General features: G+C 61.1%; 22 protein-coding genes. 6 read left to right on the plus strand and 16 right to left on the minus strand.

Features of this window, described 5'->3' with window-relative positions:
• Positions 1-1,170, minus strand: coding sequence for an ABC transporter permease (locus J0663_RS21250; protein WP_207242312.1), 1,170 nt, complete (start codon positions 1,168-1,170; stop codon positions 1-3).
• Between the two features lie 99 nt (positions 1,171-1,269).
• Here J0663_RS21250 and dgcA point away from each other — a divergent pair, with 99 nt between their 5' ends.
• A complete protein-coding gene (gene dgcA, locus J0663_RS21255) occupies positions 1,270-2,253 on the plus strand; it encodes an N-acetyl-D-Glu racemase DgcA (RefSeq protein ID WP_207242313.1) in 984 nt (327 codons plus the stop codon).
• Here dgcA and J0663_RS21260 read toward each other — a convergent pair.
• The 3 genes from J0663_RS21260 to J0663_RS21270 all read right to left on the minus strand — a co-directional run bounded on the left by J0663_RS21260 (position 2,205) and on the right by J0663_RS21270 (position 4,576).
• The gene (locus J0663_RS21260) at positions 2,205-3,425 is read right to left on the minus strand and encodes an MFS transporter (protein ID WP_207242314.1); all 1,221 of its coding nucleotides are present in this window, start codon (positions 3,423-3,425) and stop codon (positions 2,205-2,207) included. The two genes, dgcA and J0663_RS21260, sit on opposite strands and share 49 nt — an antisense overlap.
• A 177-nt stretch (positions 3,426-3,602) precedes the next feature.
• Positions 3,603-4,442 (minus strand): UDP-2,3-diacylglucosamine diphosphatase, encoded by an 840-nt coding sequence (locus tag J0663_RS21265; RefSeq protein WP_207242315.1) that lies wholly within the window; start codon positions 4,440-4,442, stop codon positions 3,603-3,605.
• Complete coding sequence (locus J0663_RS21270; RefSeq protein WP_207242316.1) at positions 4,418-4,576, minus strand: hypothetical protein; 159 nt, start codon at positions 4,574-4,576, stop codon at positions 4,418-4,420. The genes J0663_RS21265 and J0663_RS21270 overlap by 25 nt, the downstream gene beginning before the upstream one ends.
• Positions 4,577-4,615: 39 nt before the next feature.
• Here J0663_RS21270 and J0663_RS21275 point away from each other — a divergent pair, with 39 nt between their 5' ends.
• Both J0663_RS21275 and J0663_RS21280 read left to right on the plus strand, forming a co-directional pair.
• Positions 4,616-5,365 carry a histidine phosphatase family protein gene (locus tag J0663_RS21275; RefSeq protein WP_207242317.1) on the plus strand — a complete coding sequence of 250 codons (750 nt, stop codon included), beginning with the start codon at positions 4,616-4,618 and terminating at the stop codon, positions 5,363-5,365.
• A gap of 202 nt (positions 5,366-5,567) precedes the next feature.
• Positions 5,568-6,449, plus strand: a complete 882-nt coding sequence (locus tag J0663_RS21280; protein WP_207242318.1) for a protein-L-isoaspartate O-methyltransferase family protein — start codon at positions 5,568-5,570, stop codon at positions 6,447-6,449.
• A gap of 219 nt (positions 6,450-6,668) precedes the next feature.
• Here the strand turns inward: J0663_RS21280 and J0663_RS21285 are convergent, their stop codons facing one another.
• Complete coding sequence (locus J0663_RS21285) at positions 6,669-8,108, minus strand: FAD-binding oxidoreductase (RefSeq protein ID WP_207242319.1); 1,440 nt, start codon at positions 8,106-8,108, stop codon at positions 6,669-6,671.
• A 249-nt stretch (positions 8,109-8,357) separates the two neighbouring features.
• On the opposite strand from J0663_RS21285, the gene J0663_RS21290 reads away from it, so the two are divergent.
• Complete coding sequence (locus J0663_RS21290; RefSeq protein ID WP_207242320.1) at positions 8,358-10,670, plus strand: NADP-dependent malic enzyme; 2,313 nt, start codon at positions 8,358-8,360, stop codon at positions 10,668-10,670.
• A 79-nt stretch (positions 10,671-10,749) separates the two neighbouring features.
• Here the strand turns inward: J0663_RS21290 and J0663_RS21295 are convergent, their stop codons facing one another.
• From J0663_RS21295 to J0663_RS21325, 7 genes are all read right to left on the minus strand, one after another.
• Positions 10,750-11,607 (minus strand): transporter substrate-binding domain-containing protein, encoded by an 858-nt coding sequence (locus tag J0663_RS21295; protein WP_207242321.1) that lies wholly within the window; start codon positions 11,605-11,607, stop codon positions 10,750-10,752.
• Between the two features lie 34 nt (positions 11,608-11,641).
• A complete protein-coding gene (locus J0663_RS21300) occupies positions 11,642-12,409 on the minus strand; it encodes an ABC transporter ATP-binding protein (protein ID WP_207242322.1) in 768 nt (255 codons plus the stop codon).
• A complete protein-coding gene (locus J0663_RS21305) occupies positions 12,406-13,146 on the minus strand; it encodes an ABC transporter permease (RefSeq protein WP_207242323.1) in 741 nt (246 codons plus the stop codon). The genes J0663_RS21300 and J0663_RS21305 overlap by 4 nt, the downstream gene beginning before the upstream one ends.
• Positions 13,146-13,868, minus strand: a complete 723-nt coding sequence (locus J0663_RS21310) for an ABC transporter permease (protein WP_207242324.1) — start codon at positions 13,866-13,868, stop codon at positions 13,146-13,148. The genes J0663_RS21305 and J0663_RS21310 overlap by 1 nt, the downstream gene beginning before the upstream one ends.
• Before the next feature lie 81 nt (positions 13,869-13,949).
• Positions 13,950-14,804 (minus strand): transporter substrate-binding domain-containing protein, encoded by an 855-nt coding sequence (locus J0663_RS21315; protein WP_207242325.1) that lies wholly within the window; start codon positions 14,802-14,804, stop codon positions 13,950-13,952.
• Between the two features lie 45 nt (positions 14,805-14,849).
• Positions 14,850-16,535, minus strand: a complete 1,686-nt coding sequence (locus tag J0663_RS21320) for a M28 family metallopeptidase (RefSeq protein ID WP_207242326.1) — start codon at positions 16,533-16,535, stop codon at positions 14,850-14,852.
• Positions 16,528-17,952: a M20 family metallopeptidase gene (locus J0663_RS21325; protein WP_207242327.1), complete on the minus strand. Its 1,425-nt coding sequence runs from the start codon at positions 17,950-17,952 to the stop codon at positions 16,528-16,530. The genes J0663_RS21320 and J0663_RS21325 overlap by 8 nt, the downstream gene beginning before the upstream one ends.
• Before the next feature lie 175 nt (positions 17,953-18,127).
• On the opposite strand from J0663_RS21325, the gene J0663_RS21330 reads away from it, so the two are divergent.
• Positions 18,128-18,769 carry a GntR family transcriptional regulator gene (locus J0663_RS21330; protein ID WP_207242328.1) on the plus strand — a complete coding sequence of 214 codons (642 nt, stop codon included), beginning with the start codon at positions 18,128-18,130 and terminating at the stop codon, positions 18,767-18,769.
• A gap of 172 nt (positions 18,770-18,941) precedes the next feature.
• Here the strand turns inward: J0663_RS21330 and J0663_RS21335 are convergent, their stop codons facing one another.
• Positions 18,942-19,475 carry a ribonuclease H family protein gene (locus J0663_RS21335; protein ID WP_207242329.1) on the minus strand — a complete coding sequence of 178 codons (534 nt, stop codon included), beginning with the start codon at positions 19,473-19,475 and terminating at the stop codon, positions 18,942-18,944.
• A 130-nt stretch (positions 19,476-19,605) separates the two neighbouring features.
• On the opposite strand from J0663_RS21335, the gene J0663_RS21340 reads away from it, so the two are divergent.
• Entirely contained in the window at positions 19,606-20,202 is a 597-nt protein-coding gene (locus tag J0663_RS21340; protein WP_207242330.1) for a demethoxyubiquinone hydroxylase family protein, read from the plus strand.
• Between the two features lie 112 nt (positions 20,203-20,314).
• Here the strand turns inward: J0663_RS21340 and J0663_RS21345 are convergent, their stop codons facing one another.
• The 3 genes from J0663_RS21345 to J0663_RS21355 all read right to left on the minus strand — a co-directional run bounded on the left by J0663_RS21345 (position 20,315) and on the right by J0663_RS21355 (position 22,362).
• Positions 20,315-20,686, minus strand: coding sequence for a VOC family protein (locus J0663_RS21345; protein WP_207242331.1), 372 nt, complete (start codon positions 20,684-20,686; stop codon positions 20,315-20,317).
• Positions 20,687-20,764: 78 nt separating this feature from the next.
• Positions 20,765-22,003, minus strand: coding sequence for an RNA polymerase sigma factor (locus tag J0663_RS21350; RefSeq protein ID WP_207242332.1), 1,239 nt, complete (start codon positions 22,001-22,003; stop codon positions 20,765-20,767).
• Positions 22,000-22,362, minus strand: coding sequence for a YciI family protein (locus tag J0663_RS21355; protein ID WP_207242333.1), 363 nt, complete (start codon positions 22,360-22,362; stop codon positions 22,000-22,002). Before J0663_RS21355 ends, J0663_RS21350 begins: the two co-directional genes overlap by 4 nt.
• Positions 22,363-22,605: the final 243 nt, after the last annotated feature.

The raw sequence follows: 22,605 nt of genomic DNA on the forward strand, positions 1-22,605 counted from the left end.
CTAGAAGTTGATCGCTGCATAGAACATCGCAAAAAGCCCGTCCATCAGGATGACGACAAAGATCGCCTTCACCACCGAGGCCGTCACGTGCTGACCGAGCGACTCCGCGCTGCCGCCGACCTTCAACCCTTCGACGGCGGCGACGATTCCAATGACGAGCGCCATGAACGGGGCCTTGATCATGCCCGACAGCACCGTCGACAGCGTCACCGCCTCGTGCAGGCGCGCCAGGAAATTGGCGAAGGTGATGCCGGAATAACCCCAGGCAACGGCCGCCGCACCGGCGAGAGAGGCGAAGTTCGCCAGCACCGTCAGAAGTGGCAACGCGATGGTCAGCGCCACCAGCCGGGGGAAGATCAGCACGCCGATCGGGTTCAGCCCCATCACTTTCAGCGCGTCGATCTCTTCGCGCATCTTCATCGAGCCAATTTCGGCGGTGATCGCGCTGCCCGACCGGCCGGCGATCATGATCGCGGTCAGCAACACGCCGATTTCGCGCAACTGCAGGATGCCGACAAGATCGACCACGAAGACTTCCGCGCCGAAATATCGAAGCTGGAAGGCGCCCTGCTGAGCGATGATCGCGCCGATCAGAAACGACATCAACAGGATGATCGGAACGGCCCGAACCCCCATATGGTCAATCTGATTGACGATTGAGGCCGGCGACACTCCGCTGCCGCGTCCGAACTTCATCTGCGCACCGCGCACCGCCGAGCCCAGGATATACATGGCGGCAGCGAGATTGTCCCACACGTCGTAGGTCATCTTGCCGACCGGCGCGAGAACCCGCGCGGTAAGGGAGACCTTTTCCTTCGGCTCCGGCTCCGGTTTGGCCGGCTCCTCGGAGAACATCGCCAGCATTTCGTCGATATGCGGGTTGGTTCCTTCGAAACGGACCGTACGCCCGGCCGCCGCCTCTTCCTTCTTTAGCCGGCAAAGCAACCAGATGCCCGCCGTATCGATGTCGGTGATCTCGGAAAGATCGACCGTCAGATCGCCCTTATTCTGGTGCAGGAGCGTTTCGAAGTCGCGCAGCACAAGATGCACATAGGCGCTGCGCCAGTTGCCGCTAAGACGGACACGCTGCGCCGAACCATCTGACCGGTCATCCACTTGCAGTGAGGCGGCGTTGCGATTCTCGGCGTTCAAGATACTTGTGTCTTTCAAGGCTTACGGCGACATTGCCGACTCGCGAAGCGGATCGTTCGTCGCCCGGCGTAATATACAGAAGCAACGTGCAATTTCCATGCTCGCAGGACAGCAATAATGCCGCGCACCCTTGATATCCAGATGAATTCCTTTCCGATTGCCGGGACCTTCACCATCTCGCGCGGCGCAAAGACGCAGGCCGACGTCATCACCTGCGTGCTGGGCGAAGGGGGTGCGCGAGGCCTTGGCGAATGCGTGCCCTATCGCCGCTACGGCGAGACGATCGAAAGCGTTCTTGCCCAGCTCGAGGCCGCCCGTCCGCTGATCGAGGCCGGCATCTCGCGGCTCGACCTGTTGTCGGCGATGCCGCCGGGGGCCGCCCGCAACGCGGTCGATTGCGCCCTCTGGGACCTGGAGGCGAAGCGGACGGGGGAAAGCGTTGCGGCCCGGCTTGGCCTCGACAGTCTCAAACCGCTCACCACAGCCTATACCATCTCGCTCGGCGAGCCGGAGGTCATGGCCGCACAGGCGCGCGAACATGCCGGCCGCGACTTGCTCAAGGTCAAGGTCGGCACCGGTGACGATGAAAGCCGCATCCGTGCCGTCCGCGCGGCCGCGCCCGAGGCCGCGATCATTCTCGATGCCAATGAAGGTTGGCCGGAACCGGTGCTGGAACGCCACCTCAATATCGCCGCTGAGGCGGGTGTCATCCTCGTCGAGCAGCCGCTGCCGGCCGGCCGCGATGCCCTGCTTGCCGAAATCCACCGCCCGCTCCTCGTCTGCGCCGACGAAAGCGTCCACCACACCGGCGATCTGGCAAGCCTTGCCGACCGCTATGACGCCATCAACATCAAGCTCGACAAAACAGGCGGCCTTACCGAGGCTTTGGCGATGAAGGCCGAAGCCGAGCGGCTCGGCTTCGGCATCATGATAGGCTGCATGGTCGGCACCTCGCTTGCCATGGCGCCGGCGGTGCTGCTCGCCCAGAACGCCGATTTCGTCGATCTCGACGGCCCGCTGCTCTTGGCCCGCGACCGCGAACCCGGGCTGCGTTACGCCGCTTCCCTGGTCTTTCCGCCCGAAAGCGCCCTCTGGGGCTGAAGGTAATAGGCTGAGATGACAATGCCGAGGCCGGCGAGCGCGACCAGCGCCATGACATAGTAGCTGGCGATGCCAAGCCAGGCGTAGAGATAACCCGACGCGAGCGTCATCAGCGCCATCGCCATGCCGACATAAAAGAAATAGGCGCCCTGCGCCGAGGATTCCCGCGTCTCCTGCACCGTCGCCACGATCCGCCGCTGCACGCCTGTATGCACGAAGGCATAGGTAAAACCGTGAAAGCATTGCAGCAGGAGGAAGCCGGCAAAGTTCGCATTCATCGGGAACAGAATCCAGCGGCAGACGCTGACGGCGCAGCCGAAGCGGATCAGCGTCCAGGCATTGAAGCGCCGGCTAAGACGCTTAGACAGGAAGAACACCGTCACCTCGGAAGCGACACCAGCGCTCCAGAGGATACCGACTTCGGTACCGGAAAAGCCGAGATCATGCCAGTAGATCGACGAGAAGGCGTTGAGCACCGCGTGGCTCGACTGCTGGATCGCGACGCCGATCAGGAGCAGCAGCAGATGCGGCTCGCGCAGGCCGCTGCCGGTGGCAACGGGAATGTTGATCGGCTGGCCGCGTCGCCGCGTCGGCCCAATGCGCGGACAGAAGAGTGCCATGACGACGGTCATGGTAAAGCCGAACACCATCACCGGCAGCACCATCCCGCCGCCCCATCGGCTGATCATTTGGCCGCCGACCAGCGTCGAGACGATAAAGGCGATCGAACCCCAGACGCGCATCGAGCCGTAATCGAGCCCCCAGCGGCGAACGCCGGAGATGACGATCGATTCGACGACGGGCAGATAGGGCGCGAAGGTGGCGCCCTGCAGCGCAAAGACGATCGCCACCGGCCAAAAGGTCGTCGTCCAATAGAGCGCGACCGCCGTCAGCAGCGACAAGCCGCCAGACCAGAGCAACACGTCGGCGCGCTCCTTCAGCCGGTCGGCGATCATGGCAACGACCGGCGCGACCAGCACGCGAACCACCATCGGTATGGCAAGGATGACGCCGATCTCATGGTCACTGAAGCTGTGGCTTGCGAGCCAGACGGGGAAGAATGGCAGGACGACGCCGTTGACGAGCAGCGGCGCGCAATAGGAAAGCGCGCTGAGCAGCCGGAAGCGCGGCGGCACTGCCTCGCCCGTCGGTGAGTTTTGAGCGGGAATCATCGGTGGACCTGAAGGAAACTCGACGTTGCCTAACATACCGACCGTCGGACGACTATTGCGAGAAATAGCCCTCCTGAAACGTTTTAAGAAATAATTAGGGCCTGTCGCCTGATGGTGACGGCTAAATTCCTGCTGCGCCAGCGCAGACGCGCCAACGCCGAAAACATGCGGCCGAAATCAGGCAGCTTGAGGCGCCAGTTCTGCCTCTTCCCGCTCGACGGCGGTCAGCGCCGGTACGGTGCTTGCCAGTGTCCGCCAGGTAATCAGTTCGAAGGTGCCGTCCTGATGCTCGGCGACGGCCGTGCAGCTTTCGACCCAATCGCCGGTATTGATGTAGCGGATCCCATCCTTGTCCTGGATGACGGCATGGTGGATATGGCCGCAGATGACGCCGTCGGCGCCGCTCTTGCGCGCCTCTTCGGCGACGACGCGCTCGAACTCGCCAATGAAGTTGACGGCATGCTTGACCTGCAGCTTCGCCCAGGCCGAGAACGACCAGTAAGGCATGCCGAGGCGGCGGCGCACGGCCGCGAGCAGGATGTTGATGCGGATCGCCGTATCGTAGGCCCAATCGCCGAGGTAAGCGAGCAGACGGGCGTTGCGGACGACGACGTCGAATTCGTCGCCGTGCAGAATCAGATATTTCTTGCCGTCGGCGCCGTCATGCATCATGCGCTCGACGACCTCGATGCCGCCGAAATGCATGCCGGGGAAATCGCGCAGGAACTCGTCGTGATTGCCGGGGATATAGACGACGCGTGTCCCCTTGCGCGCCTTGCGCAAGAGCTTCTGGACGACGTCGTTGCAGACCTGCGGCCAATACCAGCTGCGCTTCAGGCGCCAGCCGTCGACGATGTCGCCGACGAGCACGATCGTATCGGCCTCATGATAGCGCAGGAAATCCAGCAGGAAGTCGGCCTTCGCGGCCTTCGAGCCGAGATGGACATCGGAAATGAAGAGCGTGCGGAAATGTCTGGGTTCCATCATGTCTTTCACGAGCTGCCGCTCATGCCCCATCTTTCATCTAGCCTTCCAAAACCAGACTCGTGTTTCAGGAAGATGACAAGCTGGGGAAAAGCCTCGCAAAGCTGTTCATTGCGCGAGCGCTGCCGGCTGGCGGCAATATTGCCCTCAGCATCCAGCGCGTTCATGATGACGGCGATTCCACATTCGACACTGCGGGATGGATGATGCGTCTCTTCCTCGTGCGCCACGGCGAATCCCTCGGCAACATCAACGAACAGGCCTACCGCCAGTTCGGCGATCACAACGTGCCGCTGACGCAATGGGGCTACCGGCAGGCGGTGGAAGCAGGCGGCTCGATTGCTTCCTACCTGAAAGCATTGCCGCGCGCAGAGACAGGCAAGCTCCACGTCTGGTATTCGCCGTTTCTGCGGACACGGCAGAGCAAGGACGCCCTGCTCGAAGCCCTGCCGGAAAGCGTCATCGGCGATGTCAGGGAAGATTATCTCCTGCGCGAACAGGATTTCGGTCTCTTTACCGAAATTTACGATCATGCAGAGCGGAAGCAGAAATTCCCCGAGGAATTCGAAAAATGGGCGAGGCTGCGCAGCAACAACGGCAAGTTCTATGCGCGGCCGCCGGATGGCGAAAGCCGGGCCGATGTGGCGCAGCGGGTGCGTCTCTTCCTCCAGACCGTCATGCGCGAGGCCGAAAGCGGCGACCACAATGTCGCGATCGTCGGCCACGGCGTCACCAACCGGGCGGTCGAGATGAACTTCCTGCACCGCTCCGTCGATTGGTTCGAGCGTTCGGACAATCCAGGCAATGCCGACGTCACGCTGGTCGAGGGCACGCGCCCGCAAGGCTATGACACGATCCTGCTGCACCAGGCCGCCGACCGCCGGCCGGGACAGGAAAGCCAGTTGCGCGATGCCTATGGCGCCGACATGACGATCACGCCTAAGCCGGGCGTATAAGCTCACTCAACCCTGTGGGGAGGTTTTGCGGCCGGTCCCCGACAAATGTAAATTCAAGCACAGACTGGTGACAAGCAACTTGCGACATGGAGTTGCAGGTGGTTCATTTTACCTTCTGCACACACTCTGAACTTGGCAATGTCAGTTGTTCAACACAGCCATCTGCACGGCAGTCCCGAGACGATGAAGGAGAGATGCCGAAATGACGAGGAGATCAAGTCTCGTACTGGAAGCAGTCCGTCGGCTCAACGCACGGATGATGGCCGCGGCCACAGGTTCGCCAGATGGGCGGTTTGAACGCACTTTCGAACTTGTACCCCGTGAGGCCTTCCTTGGTCCCGGACCCTGGCATATTGCCGTCCATCCCTGGAAGAAATCCTATCGGCATCGCTACATTGAAACGCCGAGCGACGATCCGGTGCATGTCAATCAAAACGTGCTGGTCGCGCTTGATCGGGCGAAGGGCATCAACAACGGCGAGCCCCTGTTGCATGCGGGTTGGCTCGGCAGTGTGAATCCACAGCGCGGAGAAGTGGTGACCCATATCGGCGCAGGCAGCGGCTACTACACAGCAATTCTCTCGATGCTGACGCTGCCAAACGGCAGCGTGCATGCCTTTGAGATCGACGAGGACCTTGCTGAGCGGGCGCGTGAGAACCTCGTTCCCTTCGAAGATGTTTCAGTTACGCATGGTGACGCCACTATGCTGACGCTGCCACCATCCGACCTGATTTACGTGAATGCCGGCGTTGTGGCCCCGCCAGTACATTGGCTTCAATCCCTCCGTCCAGGCGGTCGTATGATCTTTCCTTGGCGCCCGAGCGAGGATATTGCCGTCACGATGCTCATTACTCGAGGGAAAACGGAACTCTCGGCGCGGCCGTTAATGCCGGCTTGGTTCATTCCCTGCATTGGCGCAAGTGACCCTTACCAGAGCGTCAAAGTGCCCGACCGCGCCGGCGCACGGACCATCCGCTCCGTCTGGCTCACCGGAGATCGCAAGCCCGACGAAAGCGCAGTTGCGATTTTCCGCGACGTCTGGTTCTCGGACGAACCCCTCGCGCCAATCACAGCTGCCGCGTAATTCTCGATTTTGCGAAAGCTGCCAGCGCTGAAGTTCGGTCGCTTCTTGTCGCAAACCTGCTGCAAACGAGCGGCTTCCTGCGACAAGAAGCGTTCCAATGTAAGGTGCGGTTCGGCTTTGGGGGCTTGCCGACCGCCCGCCCCCATCGATCCGATACCCGTGCCTGACAACGCCGCTCGAGCGAGCGCGCGTCCCAGAGGTCAGATTTGTCCTACTCCGTCACGCAGCCCGCACCGCCTCCATCGGCTTCACGTTCTGGTTCATCCGGAACATATTGTTGGGATCGTAGCGCAGCTTGATTTCGGCAAGCCGGCCGTAATTTGTCCCGTAGGCCATTTCCACACGGTCGGTCTCGTCCTCCGGCATGAAGTTGATATAGGCGGTGCCGACGGCATGCGGCTTGGTGGCTTCGAAGAGTTCGCGCGCCCAGCCGATGCAGCTTGCGTCCATCCCGGTTTCCCGCCAGCGTGCATGCACGTTCATGACGAAATGTGAACTGCGCTGCGGAAATGCGGTGGCCTCGGTCGGAACACGCCCGGCGGCACCGCCGACATGGCCGATGAAGATCTCGCATTCCGGCCCTGGCAGCTTCCGCACCGCATTGATGAGAATCTCGATCGCGGCATCGGAAAGGGAGGCGAAATCCTGGCTCTTCCAGTAATTGCGCGCACCCGGCGTCAGCAGCGGGTCGAATGCCTGCTGCCAGCCGGTGAACGGCGTCGGGCCGACGACGTCGGCAATCGGCTTTCCGATCCCGCGCAATCTCGCCGCCGCCTTTTCACCCGCCGCCATGTCTCCGCAATAGCACATGGCGAGCACCACGATCTCCTTGCCGTGCCATTCAGCCGGAAGGAACGGCAGCGGCGGCGCCTGACGCATCACCACCCAGCAGGTCAATTCGTCGGGCGCCGCCTCCAGCGCCTGCCGATATTCCCTCAGCACGTTTTCCGCATCTGCAAAGGGATGCACGACCAATCCGGCCAGCACTTCCGAATGGAGCGGATTGAGCTGGAATTCGAAGGAGGTAACGACACCGAAATTGCCGCCGCCGCCGCGCAGCGCCCAAAACAGATCCGGCCTTTCCGTCTCGCTCGCCCTGACCAGCTCGCCATCGGCCGTGACCACGTCGACTGAAATCAGATTGTCGAGTGTCAGCCCGAATTTGCGGGTGAGCCAGCCGAACCCGCCGCCGAGCGTCAGGCCGGCAATCCCGGTCGTAGAGTTGATACCGGTCGGCAGCACCAGCCCAAAGGCCATCGTTTCCTTGTCGACATCGCCGAGAGTTGCGCCCGGCTCGATCCTGGCGCGCCGCGTCTCAGGATCGACCCGCACGGATTTCATCGGCGACAGATCGATGATGACACCACCCTCGCAGACGGCATTGCCGGCAATACCGTGTCCGCCGCCGCGCACCGAAATGAGCAGATTGTTGTCCCGCGCAAAACGCACCGTCCGGATTACGTCAGCAGCACCGGCACAGCGGGCGATGAGGCCGGGCCGGCGATCGATCATCGCATTCCAGATCGCCCGCGCCTCGTCGTAAGCCACGTCCCCGCTGGTCAGGAGATTGCCTCGGAATCCGGCGGCAAACGTATCGAGGGCCACGTCACTGACCATCGTCTGCCCCTTTTGCAGGGTCGTGAAGTTCAAATTGTCCATGATTTCCTCCCTGCGACCGGCGCCCCGCACCGTCGCGGCCGGCATTTTGCGCCCGCTGCCTCTGTCAAACAAGTTTTCAAAAGGATTAGCTAACTGCAGCCACCCGAACATGCGTCAGCCAAAAAGAGCGCCTCGGTTGCCGTGCGATTACCTCACGAAAACTTCGCGCATTCCCCATTTCCATACTGTCGCCCGTATCCGATTGATGTATGGAGGGAACTCCAGAAAAAGACGTGCACGGAGGCGGCAATGGATCACCAGGATAAATCCAAGACGGACAAGAACGCACCGGGTGGCGATCTCGATGAGCAGGCGCTCTTCTTCCACCGCTACCCCCGCCCCGGCAAACTGGAGATCCAGGCGACCAAGCCGCTCGGCAACCAGCGCGATCTCGCGCTCGCCTATTCGCCGGGTGTCGCCGCTCCCTGCCTTGCCATCCGTGACAACCCTGAAATGGCAGCCGAATATACCTCGCGCGCCAATCTCGTCGCCGTCATTTCCAATGGCACCGCCGTGCTCGGCCTCGGCAATATCGGCCCGCTGGCTTCGAAGCCGGTCATGGAGGGCAAGGCCGTGCTCTTCAAGAAATTCGCCGGTATCGACGTCTTCGACATCGAGATCGACGCCGCGAGCGTCGAACAGATGGTCTCGACCGTTTCCTCGCTGGAGCCGACCTTCGGCGGCATTAACCTTGAAGACATCAAGGCGCCGGAATGTTTCGAGGTCGAGCGGCGCCTGCGCGAGAAGATGAAAATCCCGGTCTTCCACGACGACCAACACGGCACCGCGATCATCGTTGCCGCCGCGATCTTGAACGGGCTGGAGTTGGCAGGCAAGTCCATCGATAACGTCAAGATCGTCGCCTCGGGCGCGGGAGCCGCCGCCCTTGCCTGCCTCAATCTGCTGGTGACGCTTGGCGCCAAGCGCGAAAACATCTGGGTTCACGATATCGAAGGCCTGGTCTATGAGGGCCGCACCGAGCTGATGGACGAATGGAAATCCGTCTACGCCCAGAAGAGCGACACCCGCACGCTCGCCGAAAACATCGGCGGCGCCGATGTCTTCCTCGGCCTCTCGGCCGCCGGCGTGCTGAAGCCGGAGCTGCTGGCGCAGATGACCGACAAACCGCTGATCATGGCGCTCGCCAACCCGACGCCGGAGATCATGCCGGACCTCGCCCGCGCCGCCCGCCCCGACGCGATGATCTGCACCGGCCGCTCGGATTTCGCCAACCAGGTCAACAACGTCCTCTGCTTCCCCTATATCTTCCGCGGCGCGCTCGATTGCGGCGCCGAAACGATTAACGAGGAAATGAAGATGGCGGCCGTGCGCGCCATCGCAGCGCTTGCCCGCGAGGAACCGTCCGATGTCGCCGCCAGGGCCTATTCCGGCGAGACCCCGGTCTTCGGCCCCGATTACCTGATCCCCTCGCCGTTCGATCCGCGCCTCATCCTGCGCATCGCTCCGGCCGTTGCGAAAGCCGCTGAAGAGAGCGGCGTGGCGCGCCGCCCGATCCAGGATTTCGACGCCTATCTTGACCAGCTGAACCGCTTCGTGTTCCGCTCCGGCTTCGTCATGAAGCCGATCTTCACTGCGGCAAAGGCCGCCGAGCGCAAGCGCGTCATCTTCTCCGAAGGCGAGGATGAGCGCGTGCTGCGCGCCGCCCAGGTGCTGCTTGAGGAGGGCTTGGCCAAACCGATTCTGATCGGCCGCCCGCAGGTCATCGAAACGCGCCTCAAACGCTACGGTCTGCGCATCCGGCCGCTGCAGGATTTCGAAGTCATCAATCCGGAAGACGATCCGCGCTTCCGCGAATATGTCGATCTCTATTTCTCGCTCGTCGGCCGCCGCGGCGTCATCCCGGAAGCCGCCCGCACCATCGTGCGCACCAACACGACCGTCATTGGCGCGCTGGCGCTGAGGCGCGGCGAAGCCGATGCGCTGATCTGCGGCCTCGAAGGCCGCTACGAAAAGCACCTGCGCGACGTCCGCCAGATCATCGGCAAGCGCAAGAATGTCCGCGATTTCTCGGCCCTCAGCTTGATGATCTCGCAGCGCGGCGCCACCTTCTTCACCGACACTTACGTGACCTTCAACCCGAGCGCAGAAGAGGTCGCCGAGGCGACGGTGATGGCGGCCGAGGAAATTCGCCGCTTCGGCATCACGCCGCGCGCCGCCCTCGTCTCGCATTCCAATTTCGGCTCGCGCGAATCCGAAAGTGCGACCAAGATGCGCAACGCCCTGCAACTCATTCGTGAAACCGCGCCCGATCTTGAAGTCGACGGCGAAATGCACGGCGAAAGCGCCATCACCGAAGCGCTGCGCAAGCGGGTCATGCCGGATACGACGCTGCATGACGAGGCGAACTTGCTCGTCTTCCCGAACCTCGACGCCGCCAACATTACCTTCGGCGTGGTGAAGTCGATGACAGACGGACTGCATGTCGGCCCGATCCTGCTCGGCGCCGCCCTGCCCGCTCACATTCTTGCTCCCTCGGTCACTTCCCGCGGCGTCGTCAACATGGCCGCACTCGCCGTCGTCGAGGCATCGCAGCCGGCATAAGCCGGCGTTGCGACCAGGAGATTCACGGATAACCAGCACTCGCCGAGATATTTCGCAAGTGCTGGCATCCTGCCGCGTTTTACCTCGGCGTTACGTCAAAGCCGAACCACTTCTGCGATAGCTTGACGATCGTGCCGTCCGCCTTGGCTGCTGCGATCGCGTCGTTGAACATGGCTTTCAGTTTTATATCCTCCTTACGCAAACCAACCGAGCTGCCTCGCCCGAGCATGCCGCCCTGGAAACGAGGGCCTGTGACGATCAAGTCCTCGTTGCCCGGCTTTGCCGCCGCTGTCGAGAGATATGCCATCGACGCCATGACGAGGTCGACGCGACCGGCCTTCAGATCGAGATCGTGCTGTTCCGTCGTCTTGTACTCACGGATATCGACGACGCCCTTCAAATATTTGTCGAGGAAGGTCGCGGCGATCGATGCAGTCTGCACGCCGATTGTCTTGCCCTTGAGCAACGGCTCGAGCTGCTTCAGCGCAGCGACAGCGCCGGCCTCGTCCGTTGCGAGCGAAAACACCTCTCCCTTCAAAGGCAGAGTGGCAAGCGGGGAGTCTTTCAATGTCGCAAAGGTCTGCCCGGTCGTGCCGTAGGAATCACTGAAGGCAATGACCTCCTCGCGCTTGGCGGTTGCAGACATCCCCGAAATGATTGCGTCGAACTTTCCAGCGTTGAGAGCCGGGATCATGCCGTCAAAAGGCTGGATCACGGTCGTGCATTCGACCTTCATATGAGCGCAGAAATACTTGATCAGCTCGATTTCGTAACCGTCAAGGCTACCGTCTGCCTTGGTGAAGTTCCACGGCCGAAACGCTCCCTCGGTTGCAATCGTCACATGGGTCCAGTTCTTCTCCTCGGCGCGTGCCACCGTCGAAACGGCTAAGGTTGCGACCATAGTGATCGCGGCCATCATTGCGGTCAGGTATTTCATACGTGAGTTCCCCTTCTTGATTGAGCTTGATGAACTATTGATTGATGAACTGGCGGAAGCGCTCCGACTTCGAATTCGAGAAGACATCCTGAGGTTTGCCCTCTTCCTCGACCACGCCCTTGTGTAAAAAGACGACGCGGCTGGAGACGTCGCGCGCAAATCCCATCTCGTGTGTGACGACCAGCATGGTGCGCCCTTCCTCTGCCAAGGCGCGCATGACGCGCAGAACCTCTCCCACAAGCTCCGGATCGAGCGCTGATGTCGGCTCATCGAAGAGCATCACCTTTGGATGCATCGCGAGCGCGCGGGCAATGGCGGCGCGCTGCTGTTGGCCGCCGGAAAGATGAGCGGGATAGAAATCGCGTTTATCGGCGATGCCGACTTTGGCCAGCAACGCTTCAGCTTCCTCTATGCATTCGGCGCGTGAACGGCGCTGAACATGGATCGGTGCCTCGATAAGGTTTTCGAGGACCGTCTTGTGAGACCAGAGATTGAAACTCTGGAACACCATTCCGAGCTGAGAGCGGACACGATCGACCTGCTTTCGATCCGTGGGGCGGTGCGCGCCGCCGGCGTTGCGCTGCATCGAGATCGTTTCGCCGGCGACAGTCACTTCACCGGAATCCGGCGTTTCCAGCAGATTGATGCAACGCAGAAACGTCGATTTCCCCGAGCCCGACGAGCCGACAATGGAAACGACATCGCCTTCCAGGGCATCAAGCGAGATGCCCCTGATGACCTGGAGAGGTCCGAAGCTCTTGTGCATGTCGCGCACGCTGAGTGCGATTGGTGTGGCCGTCATCGATGCTCTCCTGCAGGGGTCGCCATAGTGCTGCTCTCTCGGCTGCCGGGAACGGGAGCGCGCAAATGCGGGCTAAGCCTGTATTCGGCGAATTGAATGAGACGCGTCAGCAAAAAATTGAGGGCGAGGTAGATGGCCCCGGAGACGACGAAGACCTCGATTGCCCGGTAGGTCTCGGAGATGATTTTGGCGGCGACTCCGGTTACCTCCATCAGCGTAATGATCGAGGCAAGTGACGTCGCCTTGACCATTGATATCATCTCGTTACCGTATGCGGGCAATGCCTGACGGATTGCCAGCGGCAGAACGATCCGGCGAAACATCAGGAAGCGATGCATGCCGCAGGCGCGGGCAGCCTCAATTTGGCCGTGCGGTACCGAGAGCAGGCCGCCGCGAATGATCTCGCTGGCGTAGGCGGCGGTATTCAAGGTCAGCGCCAGCACCGCGCACCAGTAAGGATCGCGGAGAAACGGCCAGAAGACGCTGTGCCGTACGGCTGGAAACTGGCCGAGACCGTAATAGATGAGAAATATCTGCACCAACAGCGGCGTGCCGCGGAAGATGAAGACATAGAGCCGCGCGAACCAATCGAGCGCGGCAACGCCGGAGAGGCGGGCAAGCGCCAGCAACAGCGCCAGAATGGCCCCAAGGCAGATCGATGTCACGGCAAGCTCGATCGTTAGCGGAATTGCGGCGACCAGGCTCACAAATGTTTCGTTGAGAAACTGCCAATCCATCATCCCCTCCTCCCCAGGCCGCGCGACAGGCGCCGCTCCGCCTGCTGGAGAACGAGGCTCGAAACTGTCGAGATCATCAGGTAGATCGCGCCGGCCATCAGGTAGAAATCGAATGGCAGCCCGGTCGATCCAGCGCCGACCTGGGCCTGGCGCAGGAGTTCGGCAACACCGGTGATCGATACCAGTGCCGACTCCTTCAGGACGACCTGCCAGACATTGCCGAGACCGGGAAGCGCGTGACGTAGGGTCAGCGGCGCAACGATCCGCCGCAGGCGAAGCCAGCGCGGCATGCCGCAGGCAATAGCCGCCTCGATCTCACCCGGATGGACCGCCTTGAAGCCACCTCGCAGCACTTCCGTGAACTGAGCGCCGGATGTGACGCCAACGGCGAGGGAGCCGGCCAGAAAGCCCGGAAAGCCGAGGAAACCTTCGGCGCCGAAAAGCCGGCCGACCGCCGTAACCACGGCGCTGCCGCCGAAATAGAAGAGATAGATAACCAGCAGATCGGGAATGCCCCGCAGCACCGTCGTATAAGCATCGGCCGCCGCGCGAGCAAAGCCGTTGCCAGCAATCTTAGCCCATGCCCCAAGCGTCCCGATACAGGCGCCGACGGCATAGCCGGCGATTGCAACAAGGATGGTCATCCACGCTCCGGCCAGAAGAGCATGGCCCCAGCCGTCCGCGCCGAAGCCGGCAAGCTCAAAAAAACCAGGCTGGCTCATGATGCTGCTCCGGAAGAGCATGTTTTTGCAGCAACTGACATTGTCATAGCCTCTGCTGAGCGTGATGCGCCGAAAAGGCGCTTAGGGAGCGTCAAAGGTCGGTGTCAGGTCGATCTTGCTCCATTTTTCCGAGAGCTGCCTAATCGTGCCATCCTTGGCGGCTTGCCTGATTGCGTCATCAAATTTGGCCTTCAGATCGGTCTCGCCCTTGCGCATGCCGAGTGCGACTTCGGTAGCCAACATCGCGCCCTTCACCAGCGGGCCGGACATCATCAGATCGTCATTGCCGGGCTTGCCGAGCACGGAGGTTTCATAAACGCCGCTATCGAAACCGGCATCGATGCGCCCGGCCTTCAGATCGAGGTCGCGCTCGCCGGAATTCTTATAGGCGCGCACTGTTACGTCGGATCCGAAATAGGCGTTGATCAACTGCTCCTGGCTGGTCGACTGGACGACGCCGACCGTCTTGCCTTTGAGGGCTTCGCCGATTGCGGCCATCACCGGATCGGCCTTGGACTTGTCGTTCAAATTCAGCCGTTCGCCGGTCATCGGCAGAGGGGACACCGGCCCGTCCTTCAGAAGCAGGAAGCTCGCGACCCCGCTCGCGTAGGGTACGGTGAAATCGACCACCTGCTTCCGCTTCTCGTTGATGCCGAGAGTCATCACCAGATCGATTTTTCCCGCATTGACGCTGGGGATCATCGCATTCCATTCGCCTGCGATGAGCTCGCAGTCGACTTTGGCGCGTTTGCAGAGGTCGCTGATGAGATCGACGTCGAAGCCGGCCAGCTTGCCGCTCGAATCCATGAGGTTCCAGGGCGGAAAAGCCCCTTCGATCCCGACCTTGACGTGTGTCCAGTCCTTGGCGCCGGCAGTGATTGAAGTCAGGAAGGCAATGGCGCCGAACAAAACGGCAGGCAGATTTCTATTCTTCATTTCTGTTCCCCTTTTCGGCGGCCAAATCGCCGCTTGTTAGCTCTGCTATGGCTGCGAGTCCTCCAGGGCCGCATGCAAAGCCGCGTTGGCTTCCCTCAGCCCATGGACCAGGCGATTTCTCGTCTGGCGAGCATGAACGGCGTAGAAAGGCATGTCTGGCGATCCGACGGGCTGAGCGGCCAGCGCCCGTAGCCCCTCAAGTGACGGCCAGGCCGGGTGCGGGAGGGCGGAATCATGATGAAAGCGTTCGCCGCTCGTATAATTCAGCGGCACGAGATGGCGGCCGGCGCGCATCAGCAATGCGTTGACGCGCGCCGTCTTTGCGGAAGACAGGTCCTTCATTTCCAATACCGCCTTCGCGCTGCTGCCCAACTCGTCAACTGCGTTTGCGAGGGCCGAAATGTCGATGCGACCGGAAAGCTCAGCCTGCAGTCGCGCAAGCTGTTGGCTGAGAGCCTGTGCGTAGACGGAATAGTCAAGTGGCAGGACCGGCGAGGTCAGCAGGCGCCAAAGTGTTTCCAGCACGATTCGCGTATCCCGGCTCAGATTGTCGGGATCGATGTGCTCTGCCGTGTCGTGCGGCGTGTGCCACCACCAACCGAGCGCCGTCAGCCTTGTGACGGGGCCCGGCGGCTGATGGCTGAGGCTGCCGAACATCGAGGGGATGCCGACACCCCAGAATGAATGATCCGCGGCTCTGCCATGCCGCCTGCCCGCATGCCTTTGTCCGGTGACGTCGTCGATCACCTCAAGAGCCAGCGGCTTCAACTCGTCGCTGACACCGGAATTGGTGAGGACGGTTGCGCCCTCGCCGCCCGTGGAGTCGACGTTGACATGCACGGCGCAGCGGCGATCGAGCTCGTCGAAAAATTCATCCGCATACCAGGCCGAGCCGGAATAGCGACCGTGCGAATGGCCTGACCAGAAGCAGATGCGCAGGCCGCGTCGCCAATCACCCGCATGAAGGGCAAGCAAGCGTGCTGCCTCCAGCATCGTCGCGTTCGCGCCGCCATTGTCCATGACGCCGAAATGCCAGGTGTCATGATGGCCCGAAAACAGTACGAACGGTTTGTCCTCGCCTGCCGGCTGAAGCTCTGCGACAAGCAGCGGCGTCCTGCGCCATCCGGTGTCGACCTCGGCCGTGAGCGTCGCACGGACCTTCTTGCCGAGCGCGAGTCTGTCGCGCAGGCGCACTCCATCTTCCCGCGCGATGGTGCAGATCACAGTTTTCGGCAGATGGCTGCGCGTGTGTTGCGAAGGGCTGCCCCAGACCGGCGAGACGCACATTTCGTAGAGATGTTCATTCGGGCTGACATGGATTTCGCCGAGGGCGCCGGCCGCGCTTGCCAACGCGGCGACTTCCTCCGTCGCAATCCCGTCGACCAGGAGGATCTTGCCGGCCACGTCCTTGCCGACGAGATCGGCTTCCTTGCCGTCGCCGACATATTCAAGGTCGCCGCTGATGCCCGCTGCGGCCGTCGAAACCGACATCGAATGGGTAATGCAACGGAGACTTTCGCCTTCGACCTCGACTTTCGCCGCGCCGGGCAGGCTGATGAAAGCATCATGCGACAGCAGCTGCGTCCCGTAACCGTAGCTCTCCATCTGCGCCTGAAGATAATGAAAGCTCTCGAGCTCCTCCCGCGTTCCAGACAATTTCACCCGACGGGCAAACTCGCGGATATGCGCCATCAGGCGTTCACGGTCGGGCTGCAAGTGCGGGTTAGGCATCAGCCTTCTCCGGCAATGGCGGCTTAACGTCGTCCGGGATCGGATTGACGAAAGGCGTACGCTCCAGACGCGCCCTGTGATCGGCCTTGGCAGCTTCGACCAATGCGGGGTTACCGATGAGATCGGCGGCCGTGCTCGCCATCACCTTGGCGGCGTGTTCGGTTCCCTTGTGGGCAGCCGGCAGCTTCCCTTGCGCAACCAGCTGCCAGGAATGTCCGGGCGTGCCGACAGCATAGGTAGCCCCTCGCATCTGCACGGTCGGAACCACCCAGCTGACGGTCCCGACATCGGTGGAGCCGACCAAGGTTCCGTCACCGGCATTCAACGGAAAAATCTCCTCGCAGAGCGGCTCATCCTCCTTCGGTTTCAACGCGAAACGACCATAGGACGCAGCGATATCCTCTGAATTGAAGGTCAGCTGGAACTTGCGGGCCGTTTCTCGGTCGGCATCATCGAACACGGGCGGGCCAAGCCGCTGCAGATGGGCGAACATGCACTCTTCGAGTGGTGTATTGCCAACGAGGTTGGCATCGCCGCTGACGATTTCGCTACGGACGGTCGTCTCGGTCATCAGCGCAGCACCTTCGGCAACTTTCTTGACGCGGGCAACCAGAGACAGGAGTTCCGGCAGGGTCCTTGCGCGGACGAGATAGCGTACCGTCGCGCGTGCCTGCACGACGTTAGGCGCCCCACCACCCGCGTCGGTGATGGCATAGTGGATGCGCGCGGTGGAAGGCATGTGTTCGCGCATGTAATTGACGCCTACATTCATCAGTTCCACTGCATCGAGAGCGCTGCGGCCGAGATGCGGCGTGGCGGAGGCATGCGACGCCCGCCCCGAAAAATGGAAGTTGATCTCATTGCATGCGAGCGAGATGGGGTTGTTGACCCCGGCAAAGGCTGCCGGATGCCAGGAGATCGCGATATCTACGTCGTCGAAAACGCCGGCGCGCACCATGAAACCCTTCGAAGAGCCGCCTTCCTCCGCGGGGCAGCCATAGTAGCGCACCCTTCCCTTCAAGCCGCTTTCGGCAAGGAAATCCTTGACCGCAGCGGCAGCGAGCATGGATCCGGCGCCCAGCATATTATGGCCGCAGCCGTGACCATTGCCGCCGTCGACCAAGGGGCGCTGCTCGGCAATACCGGCCTCCTGGCTCAATCCCGGCAGCGCATCGAACTCGCCAAGGATTGCGATGACCGGGCCACCCTCGCCCGCCTCTCCCATGACCGCCGTCGGCAACCCGGCAATGCCGCGCTCGACACGAAAGCCTTCCCTTTCCAGCATGCGGGCGTGCTCTTCGGCCGATTGATGTTCGAGGTAATTCGTCTCCGGAATATCCCAGATGCGGTCGCTTAACTCGAAGAACGCCGCGCGCTTTCTCTCGACGATTTCCCAAACCGCATCGGAATTTTGCATGGATTTACAACTCGTCTCATATAATGGTAATCAAATTGGCGCCAATTTTATGCACCAATTAATTCGGGCACGCAAGCCATGAGCTGGAATATTTTTCGACGTTGTCAATCGGTGTCGTTGTTGGCCGGGGGAGAGCTATGATAGTCATCGCCGAAATTAGGCTGGGGAGGATTGCATGAATTCGCTGGAAAGCGGAGCGACGGCGCAAGCACAAGAGCCGCAAACCTCCGATGTGACCGAACTCATTCTCCAGGATATCCTCGCCGGCCGTCTCCCGCCCGGAACCTGGTTGAAGCAGATCGATCTCGAAAGGCGGTATAACTGTACGCGACCCGAGGTCCGCAGGGCTCTCGACAGATTGGTGCAGAAGCGACTGGTAGAGCATATCCCCAATCGAGGTTACCACGTCCATGAGCAAGACGGGCGCCGCGCCCAGGAGGTCAGCGACATTCGCGTCATCCTCGAAGTCGCCGTCAGCGACCGCATCGTCGCGAATGCGAGCGAGGCGGATATTGCAAACTTACGGGTTCTGGCTTCACGCTTCGACGACCTGGTGCTGAACGGCACTATGCTCGAACTTTACGAAGCCAACCTCGCCTTCCATCGCCATCTGCTCGCTCTCGCCGGCAACCAGGAACTGGTGGAGCTGATCACCGAAATTCGGCAGCGGACATCCGCAGCGCCGGTGTCGCAGTGGCGAACGCGCGCCCGCATCGAGCAATCCGGCCGCGAACATCAGCAGATGGTCGATGCGATAGAGAGACGCGACACCGATGGTCTGATGGAGTTGACGCGCAGGCACATTCTTCAAGCCTGATCGGCCTCGGTGACGCCGGCAGCTGATGCTGGAACTAGGCATAACCGGAAATCGCTGGAGTGTGCATTTTTCACCATCTCCGGCGGCGGCCTTGTGCCCTGATGCAATGGCGCCGCCTGGAGTTTTGACGCCGTGCCATCCCAAGCATCCGCAGCCGGTTGATATCCCCATATCACGCACCCCGTATCGACAGCCGTCCTCCATCCGCAAGCTCATCCGCGCGTTCGTTGCCTGATATGCCGGAATGGCCCTTGCACCAGGCAATGGCTACGAGAGCGTTCCGGGATAGCTGAAGATCGACCGCTTTCCAGAGTGCCGCATTGGCGATCGTCCGGCTTCGGGCATTCCCATTCGGATTGCTTTTCTTCCAGCCATTGTTCTTCCAGATATGCCGCCTGTCGTTGCAGCCTTTGACGGCATAGATGGAATCCGACCAGATGGTCGCGGCTTCGCCCACTGCTTCGCTGTTGATCCACATGACTGCCTTCAAGACGGCGGTCAATTCCATCGAATTATTGGCGGAATCACGCACCCCGCCGAAACTGGACGCGATTTCCGCAGCATCGCGATAGACGACAAAAGCCCAGCCTCCGTGCCCCGAACCGGGGTCAAAACAACCGTCCACGAAGACGTGGAGACCATGTTTGGCTTCCGGTATTCCGGCTGTCGTTGCGGGAGAGAGTAGTTCGTTGGAAATGCCTGCCATTCTAGCCGCCCTTCTCACATCCGCGCGCCCGAAGCGGACATTGGAATTGCAGCTTCCCCTTGTGTCAACTATTGACGACGGTGGCGCCGACAGCGCCTATTGCCGGTGTGAAACTGTGAGGGGCAGCGTCATGGACAATCCGTTAAGCGGTGCCGGCAAGCGTGATCATGCCGTGACCGTTCGCCGTATTCTCAAGGTCAATCACGCCGGCGAATTCGGCGCAATTCGCATCTACGGGGCACAGATCTGGATGGCGCGCCGGCTGTTTCCTGAGATCGTGCCCGCACTTCGTGACATGCGGGACGACGAGATCGAGCATTGCCGCCTGTTTCGCGACGCGATGCCATCCAGGAATGCCAAGCCATGTCGCGTCATGGCGTTCTGGAGCCTCGGCGGTTATCTGCTCGGCTTCCTGACGGCCCTCGGCGGACGCAACGTGGTCTGGATCTGCACCGAGGCGGTCGAAAGCACAGTTCATCGCCACCTTGAAGATCAATTGGCCTTCCTCAAGAACCGCGATCCACAGCTTCACGGCCTCATTGCCGCGATCCAGGAAGAGGAATTGGCGCACCTCAGGGAGGCTGAAAGAAACCAGACAAAACGCGGCATCGGCCACGCCTTGCTTCTGCCAGTTGTGGCCGCGCTCACCGACCTGATGATCTGGCTCTCGACATGGGGAGACTCAAGCTGGATGCGCGCCGAAATGGCGCGCACCAGACGGGCTTAGTGGTCTAGCTGCCCTTCTGATGCCTTTCAGTCGTCACTGGTCTCCGCTTGGCCCAAAGCCGCCATTGCTCCGGGCCAAAGACTTTAATGATCTGTAGATGGCGACGGCGAAGTCAGTTGTTCGCAAATCGCTTCGGAGGCTCGGCCAGGTTGATCCGGTTGCCCTCATCATCGAATAGCTGAGCCACGGCCCCAAAGTCGCCTTCCACTCTGTTGGTGAGTTGCAAGCCCTGACGCGAAAGCCTTTCGAGCTCAACCTCAAGCTCGGGGACAACGATCGTTATGATCCCGTTGCCGGCGCGTTTGTCATCCTTCCAGACCTGCAGGCCGGCCCCGCCCATGTTACGCCACTGAGCCATGCCCGGTATCGGTTTGCTATCTGCGGGACGTCCCATGAGCTTCTCATACCAGATGAGCGCCTCGTCAAAGTTGGAAACAGTAGCGGAGGCGAAGATGCTCTGGACAGTTATTGAAGTGGTGGTCATGTCGTACTCCTTGGTTTGACAAATGGATGTCGTGCCGGAGTTCTTGATTTCGACAGGCGCCGCGAAAAAACTTCGCGGTCAACACAATACGTTTGAGCGCTGTTCTTCGAGATGGCGTCGTTCTGCCTCGGACCAACACAATCCGATGGCGACCGTGAAAGCTTCGGCCGCCTCGACATGCCTGCCTAGATCGGCGCAAATCTGCGCGCGGGCCGTCCAATAGGGCAGGTAGTCGGCCATCCGCGGATCGGCGGCAAGCGCATGTATGTGACCAAGAGCCGCCTCTGCTTGGCCTATCCGCACGAGAGCCACGGACCGATTGAGCGTCACGACGGGCGACGGAGCAATCCTGCCCAGCACGTCATAGAGGGAAACCAAGGCGTGCCAGTTTGAGATGCCGCTCAAACGGCGCGCGACATGGGCCGACTGGATGGCTGCCTCGATCTGGTAGCGGCCGGTCGGACCGTTTGCATTCGCCTCACGCAGGAGGCCTTCGGCGAGGCGCAATCGCTTGTGATCCCAAAGTCCGACATCCTGGCCGTCCAGCGGCACGAAGGCACCATCGGGGCTTCTGCGGGACGACCGCCGCGCCTCGCTATAAAGCATCAGCGCAAGAAGACCTTTCGGCTCAGGCTCTTGCGGAAGCAGGGATACAACCACGCTTGCAAGCCAGATTGCCTCTTGTCCAAGCGCTTGCGCCCCGTCGATGTCCATCCATCCACTCGTATAGGCGGCGTAGATGGAGGCGAGCACCGGCGGCAGGCGGTGCGACAGTTCCTCTTTTTCCGGCACGAGGAACGGAATTTTCTCATCCTTGATCCTCGCCTTGGCTCTTACAAGCCTCTGTCCCATGGCCCTCGGCGAAACGAAAAACCGCGCGGCGATATCTGCCGCGGTCAGGCCCAGCACGGTCTGGAGGATCAGCGGCGTTCGCGCCGAGACATCGATGTCAGGATGTGCACAGGCAAACATGAGCGCCAGGCGCCTGTCCGCAATGTCCCCATCCATTTTCGCCGCTGACGAGAGTTCCTCGGCGATGAGAGCGAGATGATCGGCACTCTTCGCCTTCACCTTGTCCTTGCGCCAGTCGTCGAGCTTGCGCCTCCGCGCGATCGTCAACAGCCAGGCATCCGGGTTGTCGGGCACGCCATCGACAGGCCATTTTTCGAGGGCCGTCAGGAAAGCCGTCGCGAGCGCATCCTCGGCGGACGCGAGGTCACCCAAGCGCCCACTGAGATAGGAGACGAGACGGCCATAGCTCTCGCGCGCCACCCGCTCTGCAGCGGTGCGGCCAACGGTGGAACCCGAAACAGTCATCCTGCATATTCCGATGAATCCCTGATACGACGAACCTCCACCGTTCCCCAGGTCGCGGCAGGGCAGCGTGCCGCCCATTTGTTGGCTTCGTCCGTATCGGCGACGTCAATGATAAAGTACCCACCGAACTGTTCGCGAACATCGGCATAGGGGCCATCCAGGACGCTGATCTCATTACCCTGGACGCGAACGAGACTTGCCTCAGAGGAACTGACGAGCGCATTGCTGGAGACGAATGCTGCCGCTTTCTCCAGCGCTTGTTGATAGGCATACATCTGGCCCATGAAGCGCACCATGTCCTCCGGCTCTATGGACCTCCCGGCAGCTTCGTCGGCATGCAGCATCAGCATGTAGCGCATTAGCTTTATCCTCAATGAAGGCCAATCCCCCGCAGGAGCGAGCGGCAAGAATAACAATTCGGGTGGAGAAGGGAACTGCCGTTAATGGCTTCAGTATGCGCTTCGGACGCAAAGCAGTCGCGACTTCCCCTAAGGGAAGATCACCGCTTCTTCTGGATAAGATCTCGAAAATGCGGTAGGAATTTATCCGAGCTTATTAAGAGAAACACGTTAAGAGCCCAACGCGCGGCGGATGGACGCCGC

This window comes from Rhizobium lentis, assembly GCF_017352135.1.
GTDB classification, from domain to species: Bacteria; Pseudomonadota; Alphaproteobacteria; order Rhizobiales; family Rhizobiaceae; genus Rhizobium; species Rhizobium lentis.

What these genes read in the sequence shown, in the direction of transcription:
- J0663_RS21275 (WP_207242317.1), top strand. Translation starts at nt 4,616, where the DNA reads ATGCGTCTCTTCCTCGTGCGCCACGGCGAATCCCTCGGCAACATCAAC.
- J0663_RS21325 (WP_207242327.1), bottom strand. Translation starts at nt 17,952, where the DNA reads ATGCAAAATTCCGATGCGGTTTGGGAAATCGTCGAGAGAAAGCGCGCG.
- J0663_RS21340 (WP_207242330.1), top strand. Translation starts at nt 19,606, where the DNA reads ATGGACAATCCGTTAAGCGGTGCCGGCAAGCGTGATCATGCCGTGACC.
- J0663_RS21285 (WP_207242319.1), bottom strand. Translation starts at nt 8,108, where the DNA reads ATGGACAATTTGAACTTCACGACCCTGCAAAAGGGGCAGACGATGGTC.
- J0663_RS21305 (WP_207242323.1), bottom strand. Translation starts at nt 13,146, where the DNA reads ATGGATTGGCAGTTTCTCAACGAAACATTTGTGAGCCTGGTCGCCGCA.
- J0663_RS21310 (WP_207242324.1), bottom strand. Translation starts at nt 13,868, where the DNA reads ATGAGCCAGCCTGGTTTTTTTGAGCTTGCCGGCTTCGGCGCGGACGGC.
- J0663_RS21350 (WP_207242332.1), bottom strand. Translation starts at nt 22,003, where the DNA reads ATGACTGTTTCGGGTTCCACCGTTGGCCGCACCGCTGCAGAGCGGGTG.
- J0663_RS21320 (WP_207242326.1), bottom strand. Translation starts at nt 16,535, where the DNA reads ATGCCTAACCCGCACTTGCAGCCCGACCGTGAACGCCTGATGGCGCAT.
- J0663_RS21290 (WP_207242320.1), top strand. Translation starts at nt 8,358, where the DNA reads ATGGATCACCAGGATAAATCCAAGACGGACAAGAACGCACCGGGTGGC.
- J0663_RS21295 (WP_207242321.1), bottom strand. Translation starts at nt 11,607, where the DNA reads ATGAAATACCTGACCGCAATGATGGCCGCGATCACTATGGTCGCAACC.
- J0663_RS21355 (WP_207242333.1), bottom strand. Translation starts at nt 22,362, where the DNA reads ATGCGCTACATGCTGATGCTGCATGCCGACGAAGCTGCCGGGAGGTCC.
- J0663_RS21315 (WP_207242325.1), bottom strand. Translation starts at nt 14,804, where the DNA reads ATGAAGAATAGAAATCTGCCTGCCGTTTTGTTCGGCGCCATTGCCTTC.
- dgcA (WP_207242313.1), top strand. Translation starts at nt 1,270, where the DNA reads ATGCCGCGCACCCTTGATATCCAGATGAATTCCTTTCCGATTGCCGGG.
- J0663_RS21280 (WP_207242318.1), top strand. Translation starts at nt 5,568, where the DNA reads ATGACGAGGAGATCAAGTCTCGTACTGGAAGCAGTCCGTCGGCTCAAC.
- J0663_RS21270 (WP_207242316.1), bottom strand. Translation starts at nt 4,576, where the DNA reads ATGAACGCGCTGGATGCTGAGGGCAATATTGCCGCCAGCCGGCAGCGC.
- J0663_RS21345 (WP_207242331.1), bottom strand. Translation starts at nt 20,686, where the DNA reads ATGACCACCACTTCAATAACTGTCCAGAGCATCTTCGCCTCCGCTACT.
- J0663_RS21300 (WP_207242322.1), bottom strand. Translation starts at nt 12,409, where the DNA reads ATGACGGCCACACCAATCGCACTCAGCGTGCGCGACATGCACAAGAGC.
- J0663_RS21335 (WP_207242329.1), bottom strand. Translation starts at nt 19,475, where the DNA reads ATGGCAGGCATTTCCAACGAACTACTCTCTCCCGCAACGACAGCCGGA.
- J0663_RS21260 (WP_207242314.1), bottom strand. Translation starts at nt 3,425, where the DNA reads ATGATTCCCGCTCAAAACTCACCGACGGGCGAGGCAGTGCCGCCGCGC.
- J0663_RS21265 (WP_207242315.1), bottom strand. Translation starts at nt 4,442, where the DNA reads ATGGGGCATGAGCGGCAGCTCGTGAAAGACATGATGGAACCCAGACAT.
- J0663_RS21330 (WP_207242328.1), top strand. Translation starts at nt 18,128, where the DNA reads ATGAATTCGCTGGAAAGCGGAGCGACGGCGCAAGCACAAGAGCCGCAA.